We start from the raw sequence: 13,667 nt of genomic DNA, 5'->3' as shown, positions 1-13,667 counted from the left end.
GCGAGGGTGGGATTCAGCGGTGGTCGCTGATTACTCAGGTGATTACTAAGCAGTAACTTAATCAGTCTGTGCTGACACTATCCACTTATTCCGCCGTCCTGTAGCCGGGCAGGCGGTGATCTGTGTCGCTCAGGTCTGCCTTGCCGTGCCGCACAAGGCCACGGGCCGCTTCGCGCAGGGGTGCGCCGACGGCTTCCGCGAGGATCGCCAGGTCCAGCGCCGGGCGGTGGTGCTCGGCGTAGTGCTGGTCGAGGAGGGCCGGTTCGTCCCACGGCATCGTCGAACGGTGGCGCACCTGGGCCAGGCCGGTCAGGCCGGGCTTCAGTTCCTGCCGCCAGTCTCGCGCACCGGTCGCCCGTTTCCGTACCTCGGCCGGCGTGAGCGGCGCCGGTCCGACCAGCGCCAGCTCTCCGCGTACGACATGGGGCAGCCGGGAGATGACGTGCAGCCGCAGCCGCCGGGTGCGCAGCGACCGCAGCACGAAGGGCCGGCCGCCCGCTCCCACCCGGGTGGATCGGGTCAGTACGCCCCCGGGGCCGCGCTGCACGGCGAGGACCAGGGCGGCCGCGGCGAGCAGGGGGGCGGCCAGGAGCAGCAGGGCCGAGCCGAGGGCCAGGTCCAGGGTTCGTCCGGCCGTGGGGCGGGGCAGGCGCGTCAGTGGGGCGAGCCGCTTGAGTGCCCTGAGTGCTTCGGAAGCCCTGGGCGTCCTGAGTGTTCCCGCGAGGTACGGGCGGCTGCCGCGCCTTGCCGGGCCTCGTCGTTGCCGCGGCCCGTGATGCCGGCCTTGCCTCTGCGTCTGCATCGTTCGCACCTGCCTGGTTCGGCGGTTCGTGTGCCGGTTTTGCGCGGCTCACGGCATTTTGTGACAGAACGATCCCATGAGGCGATGATGGGGAGGGCCGTGTGGCCCGTGGGGCGGGTCGGTGTCGCCCGGGTGCCGCCCGTAAGTGGGCCGAACGGCGTGTGTCCGCCGTCACGCATGGCGGTGTTTTCGCTGGTGGCGGCCGGTGCGTGCACAATAGTTGAGTCGACTCGACTCAGGTCTGTTGACTCTGGGGCGGGTGTCATGCATCCTTGAGTCAGATCCACTCAAGTAGTCAGTTGGAGGAATTGAAATGGCACGTGCGGTCGGCATCGACCTGGGCACGACTAACTCCGTCGTCAGCGTTCTCGAAGGCGGCGAGCCCACCGTCATCACCAACGCCGAAGGCGCCAGGACCACGCCGTCCGTCGTCGCTTTCGCGAAGAACGGCGAGGTGCTGGTCGGCGAGGTCGCCAAGCGCCAGGCAGTGACGAACGTCGACAGGACGATCCGTTCGGTCAAGCGCCACATGGGCACTGACTGGAAGATCGAGATCGACGGCAAGGGCTTCAACCCGCAGCAGATGAGCGCCTTCATCCTGCAGAAGCTCAAGCGTGACGCCGAGTCCTACCTGGGCGAGAAGGTGGCCGACGCGGTCATCACCGTCCCGGCGTACTTCAACGACTCCGAGCGTCAGGCGACGAAGGAGGCCGGCGAGATCGCGGGCCTGAACGTCCTGCGTATCGTCAACGAGCCGACGGCCGCCGCGCTGGCGTACGGGCTCGACAAGGACGACCAGACGATCCTCGTCTTCGACCTCGGTGGCGGCACCTTCGACGTGTCCCTCCTGGAGATCGGCGACGGCGTCGTCGAGGTGAAGGCCACCAACGGTGACAACCACCTCGGTGGTGACGACTGGGACCAGCGCGTCGTCGACTACCTGGTGAAGCAGTTCGCCAACGGGCACGGCGTGGACCTGTCCAAGGACAAGATGGCTCTCCAGCGTCTCCGCGAGGCCGCGGAGAAGGCGAAGATCGAGCTGTCGTCCTCGACGGAGACCTCGATCAACCTGCCGTACATCACGGCGTCGGCCGAGGGCCCGCTGCACCTGGACGAGAAGCTCACGCGCTCGCAGTTCCAGCAGCTCACCGCTGACCTCCTGGACCGCTGCAAGAACCCGTTCCACAACGTCATCAAGGACGCGGGCATCCAGCTCTCCGAGATCGACCACGTCGTTCTCGTCGGTGGCTCGACCCGTATGCCGGCCGTCGCCGAGCTCGTCAAGGAGCTCACGGGCGGCCAGGACGCCAACAAGGGTGTGAACCCGGACGAGGTCGTCGCCATCGGCGCCTCGCTCCAGGCCGGTGTCCTCAAGGGCGAGGTCAAGGACGTCCTGCTCCTCGACGTCACCCCGCTGTCCCTCGGTATCGAGACCAAGGGAGGGATCATGACCAAGCTCATCGAGCGCAACACCACGATCCCGACCAAGCGCTCCGAGATCTTCACGACGGCCGAGGACAACCAGCCGTCCGTGCAGATCCAGGTCTACCAGGGCGAGCGCGAGATCGCGGCGTACAACAAGAAGCTCGGGATGTTCGAGCTGACCGGTCTGCCGCCGGCCCCGCGCGGTGTGCCGCAGATCGAGGTCGCGTTCGACATCGACGCCAACGGCATCATGCACGTCGCTGCCAAGGACCTCGGCACCGGCAAGGAGCAGAAGATGACCGTCACCGGTGGCTCCTCGCTGCCGAAGGACGAGGTCAACCGGATGCGCGAAGAGGCCGAGCAGTACGCGGACGAGGACCACCGCCGTCGCGAGGCCGCCGAGTCCCGTAACCAGGGCGAGCAGCTCGTCTACCAGACGGAGAAGTTCCTCAAGGACAACGAGGACAAGGTCCCCGGTGACGTGAAGACGGAGGTGGAGACCGCGCTCACCGAGCTGAAGGAGAAGCTCAAGGGCGAGGACACCGCCGAGATCCGCACGGCCACCGAGAAGGTCGCGGCCGTCTCCCAGAAGCTGGGCCAGGCGATGTACGCCAACGCCCAGGCCGAGGGCGGACCGCAGGCCGAGGGCCAGCCGGGTGCCGAGCAGGCCCAGGCCGACGCCCAGGACGATGTCGTCGACGCCGAGATCGTCGACGACGAGAAGGACTCCAAGGGCGGTGCGGCGTGACCGAGGAGACTCCGGGCTTCGAGGAGAAGCCCGACGTCCCCTCCGGCGCCACCCCTGACGACGCCGAGCCGAAGGCCGCCACCCCCTCTTCGGAGGAGGAGGCGGCCCCGGCCGGGGACGCGAACCTGACAGCCGGTCTGACCGCTCAGCTGGACCAGGTCCGCACGGCGCTCTCCGAGCGCACGGGCGACCTCCAGCGGCTCCAGGCCGAGTACCAGAACTACCGCCGCCGTGTGGAGCGGGACCGGGTCACGGTCAAGGAGATCGCTGTCGCGGGTCTCCTGTCCGAGCTCCTGCCCGTGCTCGACGACGTCGGCCGGGCCCGTGAGCACGGTGAGCTCGTGGGCGGGTTCAAGTCGGTGGCCGAATCGCTGGAGACGGTCGTCGCCAAGCTCGGACTGCAGCAGTTCGGCAAGGAGGGCGAGCCCTTCGACCCGACGATCCACGAGGCCCTGATGCACTCGTATGCGCCGGACGTCACCGAGGACACCTGCGTGGCGATCCTGCAGCCTGGGTACCGGATCGGCGAGCGCACCATCCGTCCCGCGCGGGTGGCGGTGGCCGAACCCCAGCCGGGGGCGGCACCCGCGACCGCGAAGGAAGAGAAGACAGACGACGAGGAGAGCGGTGGCGGCGAGGAGGTCTGACATTCTGTCCGACCACCTGGCAGTACATCGCCCGGCCACCGGGCCTCGCGTACGGAGCACGCCGCACACCGGCCTGATCCGTACGGGAGGCCCCCGGCCGGTCGTCCGGAAGGAGGGACGTCGATGAGTACGAAGGACTTCGTCGAGAAGGACTACTACAAGGTTCTCGGCGTCCCGAAGGACGCCACCGACGCCGAGATCAAGAAGGCGTACCGGAAGCTCGCCCGCGAGTTCCACCCGGACGCCAACAAGGGCGACGACAAGGCGGAGGAGCGCTTCAAGGAGATCTCCGAGGCGAACGACGTCCTCGGTGACACCAAGAAGCGTAAGGAGTACGACGAGGCCCGCGCCCTCTTCGGCAACGGCGGGTTCCGCGCCGGACCCGGCGGGGCCCAGGGCAACTTCAACTTCGACCTCGGAGACCTCTTCGGAGGCGCCCCGGGCGGCGGCCAGGGCGGCGGTGCCGGCGGTTTCGGCGGCGGCGGTCTGGGAGACGTCTTCGGCGGCCTCTTCAACCGCGGCGGAGGCGGCGCAGGCACACGCGTGCAGCCGCGCCGCGGCCAGGACATCGAGTCCGAGGTGACGCTCAGCTTCACCGAGGCGGTCGACGGGGCCACGGTCCCGCTGCGGATGTCCAGCCAGGCGCCCTGCAAGGCGTGCTCCGGCACCGGCGACAAGAACGGCACCCCGAGGGTCTGCCCCACCTGCGTCGGCACCGGACAGGTCTCGCGCGGCAGCGGCGGCGGGTTCTCGCTCACCGATCCCTGCGTGGACTGCAAGGGCCGGGGCCTCATCGCCCAGGACCCCTGCGACGTCTGCAAGGGCAGCGGCCGGGCGAAGTCGTCCCGCACCATGCAGGTCAGGATTCCGGCGGGCGTCTCCGACGGCCAGCGGATCCGGCTGCGCGGCAAGGGCACCCAGGGCGAGCGCGGCGGACCGGCCGGCGACCTCTACGTCGTCGTCCACGTCGACGCCCACCCGGTCTTCGGCCGCAAGGGCGACAACCTCACGGTCACCGTGCCCGTCACCTTCACGGAGGCGGCGCTCGGCGGCGAGGTGAAGGTGCCCACGCTCGGCGGACCGCCGGTCACCCTGAAGCTTCCGGCCGGTACGCCCGGCGGGCGCACCATGCGGGCCCGCGGCAAGGGCGCGGTCCGCAAGGACGGCACCCGCGGCGACCTGCTCGTCACCGTCGAGGTGACGGTCCCCACGGACCTGGGCCCCGAGGCCCGGGAGGCCCTGGAGACCTACCGGAAGGCGACCGCGGACCAGGACCCGCGGGCGGAGCTGTTCCAGGCAGCGAAGGGAGCTTGAGGTGGACGGCCGGAGACGTAATCCGTACCAACTGACCGATGAATCCCCGGTGTACGTGATCTCGATCGCGGCCCAGCTCTCGGGCCTGCATCCGCAGACGCTGCGCCAGTACGACCGCCTCGGCCTGGTCTCGCCCGACCGCACGGCCGGGCGCGGCCGGCGCTACTCGGCCCGTGACATCGAACTGCTGCGCACCGTGCAGCAGTTGTCGCAGGACGAGGGCATCAACCTGGCCGGTATCAAGCGCATCATCGAGCTGGAGAACCAGGTCGCGGCCCTCCAGCAGCGGATCGCCGAGCTCTCGGCGGCCGTCGACGGGGCCGATGCGGCGCTGCAGCAGCGCGAGGCGCAGGTCCACGCCTCGTACCGGCGCGACCTGGTGCCCTACCAGGACGTGCAGCAGACCAGCGCCCTGGTGGTCTGGCGGCCGAAGAGGCCGAAGGACTGAGGGGATTCGTCCCCGCCACGGAGAAGCCCGTCATCCCGGAACGTCAGGGGCGGCGGGCTTCTCCGTCGTCGTGACCGGCGGCACGGGCTCGGCGATGCCTGAGCGGACGAGCAGGGCGCCGAGGTGGGTGCGGCTGGTGGCGCCGAGGATCTGCATGAGCTTGGCGATGTGGGCGCGGCAGGTGCGGACGCTGATGCCGAGGGTGCGGGCGACGGCCTCGTCCTGTTTTCCCTCGATCAGGAGGCGCGCGATGCTGTGCTGGACGGCGGTGACCGGGACGCCGGGCAGCGTGGTGGGGAGCTGCTGGGTGAACGGGGTGGCCCCTTCCCACAGCGTCTCGTAGATCCCGGCCAGGAAGCCGACGAGTGCGGGGTGGCGGATCTCCAGGGCGGCGCTGCGGTCGGGGCTGGCCGGGAGGTAGGCCACCTTGCGGTCGAAGATGAGGAGGCGGTCGACGACCTGCTCCATGGTGCGTACCTGGAGGAGGCTGCTTGGCAGTTGGCCCATGTACGCCTTGAGCGCGGGGCTGTAGCGCGCGGAGTGCTGGTAGATGTGGCGCAGCCGGACATCTCGCTCAACAGTGGGCAGGGTGCCGGCCAGCGCTGTCCGGAGCTCTTCGGGCGACCGCGTGCTGCCGGGCTGAATCGTCAGGATCTCGGCGTGTGTCTCACTCAGTGAACGGGCGATGCCCGCCTGGATGGCCGGTGGCCCGACGATGACGTCGATGCTGCGATGCGGGGCGTCACCGAAGGACGTCAGCGGTACCAGCGCCCTCGCCAGCAGGTCGGAGGCCCGGACCTGGTCCACCAGGCCCTGGGCCAGGGGGCCCAGCAGGCGGGCGAGGGCCACCGAATGCGGTACGGGGCGCAGGAGCCCGCTGTCGTGCGGGTCGGGCAGGAGGAGCGCCGTATCGACGAGACAGGGCGTTGCTTCGGTGGCTGACCGGGCGAGGCTGCCTTTGCCCAGTGCTTCGGCGTAGAGGCTGACAGCCGCGTCGCACAGTCCGCGGTCGCTGTGTTCGTGCACGGGCGGCGCCGTCATGCCTGGGTGCCTCCGGCGATGCCGGACTGGACGAGGAGGGCGCCGAGGTGGGTGCGGCTGGTGGCGTCGAGGGTCTGCATCAGCTTGGCGATGTGGGTGCGGCAGGTGCGGACGCTGAAGCCCAGCTTCCGTGCCACTGCCTCGTCGTGGTGTCCCTCGACGAGGAGGCGGGCGATGCTGTGCTGGACGGCGGTGACGGGAGTGCCTGGGGCGGCCGTCTGCAGGTGTTCGGCGATCGGGGTTGCCTGCGCCCACAGGACTTCGTACACCTGTACCAGGTAGCGGACCAGTGCCGGATGCCGGATCTGGAGAGCCACATCGCGGTCGGCCGTCGCGGGGATGAACGCCACCGCGTGGTCGAAGATGATGAGCCGGTCGATGGTCAGCTCCATCGTTCTGACCTGTACCTGCCCTGGCGGCATCTGCTCCAGGTAGTTCCGGACGGGGGCGCTGTAGCGGGCCGGGTGCTGGTAGATGTGGCGGAGCCTGGCACCTCTTTCCACAGCTGACAGGCCGTTGGCGAGTCCCTGCTCGATCTGCTCGGGTGATCGGTGACCGCCCGGCTGAGCGGTCAGGACCTCCGTTTCGGCGGCGGCAGCCGCCTCGTGCAGGGCGGAGTCGATCAGCCGTTTGCCTTCGAGCACGGTGATGGAGAGGTTGGGGTCCTCGCTCGCGATGGCCGCCAAGGGTGCCAGGGACTCGACCAGTGCGGCGCTGCGGCGTACCTGTTCATGGACGTTGCGCGTGATGGGCTGCAGCAGATGGGCGAGCACGGCCGAAGGTGTTGCCGGGCGCAGCATCGCCGGATCACGCGGGTCCGGGTGGAGCAGTGCCATCTCGATGAGGCAGGGGGCCGGTGCGACCTCGGCTCGTGGGAGACGCCCTCGGCGCAGGGATTCGGAGTAGAGCCGGATTGCCGGCTCGCACAGTTCGAAGTCGCTGTGCGGGTGATCTGGTATGCCCGTTTCCGTGCCCATCTGGACCCCCCCATTCTTTGCAGTGCAACAAGATGACGGTGGTGAAACCCTAGCGACCGAGGGAGTGTTGACGTGTCGGGGGAGCCGGGAACTCTCCCGGCTGATCCAGGGCACGGCCATGCTCTCCCCCTTGCGTGGCGGTGCCCCCGGCCCGGGGGTGGGGACTTTGGGTGCCGGCCGGTCAGGAGTCCTGTTCCAGGATTCCTGACCGGGCGATCAGATAGCCGAGTTGCGCCCGGCTCTTGGTGCCGAGGGCGGCGTTGAGTTTGGCGATATGAGTCCGGCAGGTGCGCACGTTCATGCCGAGGCGCCGGGCTATCGAGTCGTCGACGTGTCCCTCTACGAGGAGTTGTGCGATGGAGCGCTGGACACCGCTGATGCCTTCGGGGGTGGGGTCGTACCGCACGTCTTCGAGGAGTGGGGTGGCGCGCTGCCAGAGTTGTTCGAAGACCCTGGTCAGGTATGCGACGAGCCCCGGGTGGCGCAACTCCAGTGCCACTTCGCCATCTTCCTGTGCCGGGATGAAGGCCACCGTGTGGTCGAAGACGAGCATGCGCTCGACGAGTTCTTCGAGGGTGCGGATCTCGACCTTTCCCTCCGCCAGGCGTTCGGCGTAGGCGTACGTTCCGTGATGGTGCCGGACGGTGTGCTGATAGAGCGTGCGGATGCTGACGCCGCGGTCGATCACGGCCTGTCCGCGTTCGACGCCCTTGCTCAGAATGAGCTCGCTGCGACCACCGCCCGGCTGGATGGTGAGTACTTCGGTGGTGCACTCTGCCGTTGCGACATCGATGGCGGCATTGATTCTGGCGTTGCCTTCCAGCACGGTGATGGCGTGCGTGGTCGGCGCGTCCTGAGCGCTGATGTCCATGAACGGTTCGAAGGATTCGGCCAGTTCGAGGGAGCGTCTGCGCCGGTCCTGGATCTCCCGCTCGATGGGGTGGAGACGCTGGGCGAGCGCGGCCGACGGCGGCACGGGACGGAGCCACTCGGGGTCGTCGGGGTCCGGGTGCAGCAGGGCGAAGTCCATCAGGCAGGGTGCGGGTGCCACGTCTGAGCGAGGTATTCGTCCGGATCGCAGTGCACTGGCGTAAAGGCGCTGCCCTGCTTCGCACAGGTCGGTGATCCCATGAGGATGTCCGGTATTGGGTCTACTTGTGGCCATATCTCCACCCCCCATGTTCTTGAACCAGCAGGAACATGATGCATCGACCCAGTGGTGTTCGCGTCCTTGGGTGAGACATCGTCTTACGTGCGGGGGAGATGACCCATCAAGTGAGGACGAAGCCGAAATGTATAAGCGAATGCTTCGCTCGGTGCTTGCCACTGCGTTTGCGGGGGCCTTGGCCTACGGCGTGCTGGGTGCCACGGACATTACGTGGGGGGGCGCTCCCTCGGCATCGAGTCACGTCGCGGCAATCCCCGCCGGTGACATCACGTGGGGCGGCGTTGCGCCGAAGGATGCCAAGGGTGACATCACGTGGTCCTTCACGCCGACTTCGGCGGGCTCCTGACATGACCACCCCGCCGGACGACCGGACCTTCAGACGCGAGATGGCGACCGCTTACCGCTCAGGGTGGCATTTCATCGACCTCGTCACGGCACTCCCCCATCGTGGTGATTCGTTGATGGTCACTCTGTTCGGTGATCCCGTCGTCGTCGCCCGCGAGGACGACGGGGAACTGCGCGCCTACCGGTGCCTCCGCAAGCCGCGTGGAGCACCGCAGCCCGTCCGCTGCACCATCCGGTACGACATGATTTTCGTGAACCTCGCACAGCGTGACCACCAGTTGTTCGAACCCGAGACCATCGCCGCCACCCCCCGCAGTGCCTGAGCGATCCCCCGTCGTTCCACGTCGCTCAGACACTCCCCCACACAACGGCGCCACCGTGACCTGAACACGGTGGCGCCGTTGTGCTACTCCCGGAGACATTCCGGTCGGAGCGGCACAGAAGGTGTCGAAGTTCGCCGTCTGTGTGGGTGGGGGCACGGTCCTCCATGCTCCGCCCTGCCACCCCCAAGGGGCATTCATGAGCGGACACGAGGTCGAAGAACTGCCGGGCCGGCGCGGAGACGACGGCGAAGCCGCCCGTGCCGTCGCGTCGCTGCTCCATCGCGAGGTGGAGGTCTCCTTCGACGACGCGGTGCGGGGGAAGGTCTTTCTGTCCCTGTGGCTGAGGGCGGCCGCGGTGGCGTTCGGCGTGCTGCTCCTCTTCTGCTTCGTCGGGCTCATCACCCTGGCCGGTGATCCGCAGAGCGGTCTCGGGATCATGGGGATCGGTCTGCAGATCGCCATGATCGCCTTCGTCGCGGTGTTCCTGGCGTCGAGGACCGCCGAGCCGGTCGGGGAGTGGCGGGTGCTGCTGGACGGCGAGGCCGAGGAGGAGCAGCGCGCCGAATCGGCGTACGCCGGGATCGCGAGGGCCGTGCGGGAGCGCCGGCTGCCCGTCGAGCCGGTGTTCCGGCGCATCCGCACGGCGGGCGCGCACCCCCGGGTGACCCACCGGATGGTGCTGCGGGACGGGAGCTACGTCGCGTACCTCTCGGTGTTCGCCTACGGGTCGAGCGTCTACCTGGGCTGGGTGATGTGGCGCAGCCGGCGCGGCACCGAAGTCGTCGGGCGCGTCCTCGCCGACTTCGCGGCGGACTTCGGCGGCGCCGACCCGGAGAAGGCCGCGATGCGGGCCGAGGCGCCGCGCGCCCTGCGGGAGGCGCTGCACGCCGCCGCGCTGGAGGGGCTGTCCGTCGCCGTCGACGGGTGTGTGGTCGCTCCCGAGGCGGGCTTCCCGCAGGGGCTCCCGCCCGTCGAGGAGGAGGACGCGGTCGCGGCTCCCCTCCCGGCCCAGGCCGCGGCGCCCGCGCCGATGGCGCCGCCGCCCGTGCCGCCCCGCAAGCCGTGGGCGAAGGGCGGCAAGTGAGGGCGGGCGCGGTGCCGGCGCTCAGGGGCGGTGCGGTCAGCCCCGGCCGAGCGCCCGGTCCAGGGTGATCTCGATGACGACGCGGTCCGGATTGGGCGACGGCGTGCGCTCGTAGCGCTCCGTGTGACGGCGTACCGCCTCGTCGACCCTGTCCTGCTCCGTGCGGACCCTGGCGACGCCCTCCAGGGTCGCCCAGCGCCTCCGGTGGACCTGACAGGCGGCGACGCGGGCGCCGTCCGGGCCCGCGGCCAGGATGTTGGCGACCTTGCGGCTGTTCCTGTTGGTGATGATGCGGGCGAGACCGGCCTCGGGGTCGTACGTCACGCAGACCGGCACCACGTGCGGGGTGCCGTCGGGGCGGGGGGTGGTGAGGGTGCAGAGGTGGGACTCGCGCCAGAAGGCGAGGTACTCCGGGCCGGGATCACGTACGTCGACTGCCATGGGGTCAGCGTAGGCAGCACCGGGCCGCGCTGCGGTGGCGGGCGGCCGGACCGGCCGGTTCACTCGGACAGTGTGGGTCCGTGAGGGGCTGCCCCTTTTTGCCTTGAGTGGAATAGACTCAACTTTGTGCACGTTGATCGTGTCAGTAGTGAGGACGGACCAGTCACCGCAAGGAGGAGAAAGCGCACGTGGACGCCGAGCTGACCAACAGGAGCCGGGACGCCATCAACGCGGCCACCAGCAGGGCCGTGAAGGACGGGCACCCCGATCTGACCCCGGGACATCTGCTGCTCGCGCTGCTGTCGGGCGAGGACAACGAGAATCTCGTCGATCTGCTGGCCGCCGTGGACGCGGACCAGATCGCCGTACGCACCGAGACCGAGCGGCTCCTGGGCGCGCAGCCCAGCGTGACCGGCTCGACCGTCGCCCCGCCGCAGCCCAACCGCGAACTGCTCGCCGTCATCTCCGACGCCGCGCAGCGCGCGAAGGAGCTCGGCGACGACTTCATCTCCACCGAGCACCTGCTCATCGGTATCGCGGCCGAGGGCGGCCGGGCCGGTGAGATCCTCGACGGGCAGGGTGCCAGCGCGAAGAGGCTGCTGGACGCGTTCGAGAAGAGCAGGGGAGGGCGCCGGGTGACCACTCCGGACCCGGAGGGCCAGTACAAGGCCCTGGAGAAATTCGGTACGGACTTCACGGCGGCCGCGCGCGAGGGCAAGCTCGACCCGGTCATCGGGCGCGACCAGGAGATCCGCCGCGTCGTCCAGGTGCTGTCCCGCCGCACCAAGAACAACCCGGTGCTCATCGGTGAGCCCGGCGTCGGCAAGACGGCCGTCGTCGAGGGGCTCGCCCAGCGCATCGTCAAGGGCGACGTCCCGGAGAGCCTGAAGAACAAGCGGCTGGTCTCCCTCGACCTCGGCGCGATGGTCGCGGGGGCGAAGTACCGCGGCGAGTTCGAGGAGCGCCTGAAGACCGTCCTCTCCGAGATCAAGGAGAGCGACGGCCAGATCATCACCTTCATCGACGAGCTGCACACCGTCGTCGGCGCGGGTGCCGGCGGCGACTCCGCCATGGACGCGGGCAACATGCTCAAGCCCATGCTGGCCCGCGGTGAGCTGCGGATGGTCGGCGCCACCACGCTCGACGAGTACCGCGAGCGGATCGAGAAGGACCCCGCCCTGGAGCGCCGCTTCCAGCAGGTGCTGGTGGCGGAGCCGTCCGTCGAGGACACCATCGCGATCCTGCGCGGGCTCAAGGGCCGCTACGAGGCCCACCACAAGGTGCAGATCGCGGACTCCTCCCTGGTCGCCGCCGCCACGCTCTCCGACCGCTACATCACCTCGCGCTTCCTCCCTGACAAGGCCATCGACCTCGTCGACGAGGCGGCCTCCCGGCTGCGCATGGAGATCGACTCCTCGCCCGTCGAGATCGACGAACTCCAGCGCTCCGTCGACCGGTTGCACATGGAGGAGCTGGCCCTCAAGAACGAGACCGACACCGCCTCCAAGCAGCGACTGGAGAAGCTGCGCCGCGACCTCGCCGACAAGGAGGAGGAGCTGCGCGGTCTCAACGCCCGCTGGGAGAAGGAGAAGCAGGGCCTCAACCGCGTCGGTGAGCTGAAGGAACGCCTCGACGACCTGCGCGGACAGGCCGAACGCGCCCAGCGCGACGGCGACTTCGACACCGCGTCCAAGCTGCTGTACGGGGAGATCCCCGGCCTGGAGCGCGAGCTGGCCGAGGCCGCCGAGGCCGAGCAGGAAGCGGCGAAGGAGCCCAAGGAGACCCTGGTCAAGGAAGAGGTCGGGCCGGACGACATCGCCGATGTCGTCGGCGCCTGGACCGGCATCCCGGCCGGCCGGCTCCTGGAGGGCGAGACCCAGAAGCTGCTGCGCATGGAGGAGGAGCTGGGCCGGCGCCTCATCGGGCAGACCGAGGCCGTGCAGGCCGTCTCGGACGCGGTACGCCGCACCCGGGCCGGTATCGCCGACCCCGACCGGCCCACCGGATCGTTCCTCTTCCTCGGCCCCACCGGCGTCGGCAAGACCGAGCTGGCGAAGGCCCTCGCCGACTTCCTCTTCGACGACGAGCGGGCCATGGTCCGCATCGACATGAGCGAGTACGGCGAGAAGCACAGCGTGGCCCGGCTGGTCGGTGCCCCGCCCGGGTACGTCGGCTACGAGGAGGGCGGCCAGCTGACGGAGGCGGTCCGCCGCCGCCCGTACAGCGTGGTCCTGCTGGACGAGGTCGAGAAGGCCCACCCCGAGGTCTTCGACATCCTGCTCCAGGTCCTCGACGACGGCCGGCTCACCGACGGACAGGGCCGGACGGTTGATTTCCGCAACACGATCCTGATCCTGACGTCCAACCTCGGCAGCCAGTACCTGGTCGACCCCCTGACCAAGCCCGAGGAGAAGAAGCAGCAGGTCATGAATGTCGTACGGGCCTCGTTCAAGCCGGAATTCCTCAACCGGCTCGACGACCTCGTGGTCTTCTCCGCGCTGTCAGGCGACGAGCTCGCCCACATCGCGGGGCTCCAGATCGACCGGCTCGCCAAGCGGCTCGCCGACCGGCAGCTCACCCTCGACGTCACCCCGGCCGCCCTGGCCTGGCTGGCGGAGGAGGGCAACGACCCGGCCTACGGTGCCCGGCCGCTGCGCCGCCTCATCCAGACGGCGATCGGCGACCGGCTCGCCAAGGAGATCCTCGCGGGCGAGATCACGGACGGCGACACGGTCCGCGTGGACCGGGCCGGCGACGGTCTGATCGTCGGCGCGGCGAGCTGACCGGAGCACCTGTTCCGCGACCCGCGGCCCCGGTCCCCGCCGGCTGGATATCAGCTTGTGGCGGATCGGGGCCGTCCGGGCTTGCCATGCCCCGCCCGGCATGGGAGAGGATGGCAGCCAA

12 protein-coding genes are annotated in these 13,667 nt (G+C 69.4%); 7 read left to right on the top strand and 5 right to left on the bottom strand.

Translation table 11 applies throughout. The annotated features are described in order from the left end of the window. Positions 1–85: 85 nt before the first annotated feature. On the bottom strand, positions 86–802 hold the full coding sequence (locus OG408_RS18610; RefSeq protein WP_326670869.1) for a sugar transferase: 717 nt from the start codon (positions 800–802) through the stop codon (positions 86–88). Positions 803–1,115: 313 nt separating this feature from the next. Here OG408_RS18610 and dnaK point away from each other — a divergent pair, with 313 nt between their 5' ends. The 4 genes from dnaK (at position 1,116) to OG408_RS18590 (ending at position 5,384) form a co-directional block, all read left to right on the top strand. Next, positions 1,116–2,975, top strand: coding sequence for a molecular chaperone DnaK (gene dnaK, locus OG408_RS18605; RefSeq protein WP_266780210.1), 1,860 nt, complete (start codon positions 1,116–1,118; stop codon positions 2,973–2,975). Continuing rightward, positions 2,972–3,622: a nucleotide exchange factor GrpE gene (gene grpE, locus OG408_RS18600; RefSeq protein WP_266780209.1), complete on the top strand. Its 651-nt coding sequence runs from the start codon at positions 2,972–2,974 to the stop codon at positions 3,620–3,622. Before dnaK ends, grpE begins: the two co-directional genes overlap by 4 nt. Before the next feature lie 123 nt (positions 3,623–3,745). Beyond that, entirely contained in the window at positions 3,746–4,936 is a 1,191-nt protein-coding gene (dnaJ, locus tag OG408_RS18595; RefSeq protein WP_266780208.1) for a molecular chaperone DnaJ, read from the top strand. 1 nt (position 4,937) lies between these two features. After that, positions 4,938–5,384 carry a heat shock protein transcriptional repressor HspR gene (locus OG408_RS18590; RefSeq protein WP_250968879.1) on the top strand — a complete coding sequence of 149 codons (447 nt, stop codon included), beginning with the start codon at positions 4,938–4,940 and terminating at the stop codon, positions 5,382–5,384. Between the two features lie 30 nt (positions 5,385–5,414). Here OG408_RS18590 and OG408_RS18585 read toward each other — a convergent pair whose 3' ends face one another. The 3 genes from OG408_RS18585 to OG408_RS18575 form a co-directional block, all read right to left on the bottom strand. Beyond that, positions 5,415–6,425, bottom strand: coding sequence for a helix-turn-helix transcriptional regulator (locus OG408_RS18585; RefSeq protein WP_285567342.1), 1,011 nt, complete (start codon positions 6,423–6,425; stop codon positions 5,415–5,417). Continuing rightward, on the bottom strand, positions 6,422–7,402 hold the full coding sequence (locus OG408_RS18580; RefSeq protein ID WP_266780206.1) for a helix-turn-helix transcriptional regulator: 981 nt from the start codon (positions 7,400–7,402) through the stop codon (positions 6,422–6,424). Before OG408_RS18580 ends, OG408_RS18585 begins: the two co-directional genes overlap by 4 nt. A gap of 181 nt (positions 7,403–7,583) precedes the next feature. Beyond that, positions 7,584–8,432 (bottom strand): helix-turn-helix transcriptional regulator, encoded by an 849-nt coding sequence (locus OG408_RS18575; RefSeq protein ID WP_266786255.1) that lies wholly within the window; start codon positions 8,430–8,432, stop codon positions 7,584–7,586. A gap of 485 nt (positions 8,433–8,917) precedes the next feature. Here OG408_RS18575 and OG408_RS18570 point away from each other — a divergent pair, with 485 nt between their 5' ends. Both OG408_RS18570 and OG408_RS18565 read left to right on the top strand, forming a co-directional pair. Next, on the top strand, positions 8,918–9,238 hold the full coding sequence (locus OG408_RS18570; RefSeq protein WP_266780205.1) for a (2Fe-2S)-binding protein: 321 nt from the start codon (positions 8,918–8,920) through the stop codon (positions 9,236–9,238). A gap of 196 nt (positions 9,239–9,434) precedes the next feature. Then, positions 9,435–10,322, top strand: coding sequence for a hypothetical protein (locus OG408_RS18565; RefSeq protein ID WP_285567337.1), 888 nt, complete (start codon positions 9,435–9,437; stop codon positions 10,320–10,322). Between the two features lie 36 nt (positions 10,323–10,358). Here the strand turns inward: OG408_RS18565 and OG408_RS18560 are convergent, their stop codons facing one another. Continuing rightward, a complete protein-coding gene (locus tag OG408_RS18560; RefSeq protein ID WP_285567336.1) occupies positions 10,359–10,763 on the bottom strand; it encodes a pyridoxamine 5'-phosphate oxidase family protein in 405 nt (134 codons plus the stop codon). Between the two features lie 188 nt (positions 10,764–10,951). Between OG408_RS18560 and clpB the strand changes: the two genes are divergently transcribed. Next, positions 10,952–13,546 (top strand): ATP-dependent chaperone ClpB, encoded by a 2,595-nt coding sequence (gene clpB / locus OG408_RS18555; protein WP_266780202.1) that lies wholly within the window; start codon positions 10,952–10,954, stop codon positions 13,544–13,546. Positions 13,547–13,667: the final 121 nt, after the last annotated feature.

It is taken from the genome of Streptomyces sp. NBC_01257 (genome assembly GCF_035917255.1).
In the GTDB taxonomy this organism is placed as follows: domain Bacteria; phylum Actinomycetota; class Actinomycetes; order Streptomycetales; family Streptomycetaceae; genus Streptomyces.
Note: the sequence above shows the minus strand (reverse complement) of the source record. Positions and strands in the feature narration are given on the sequence as shown.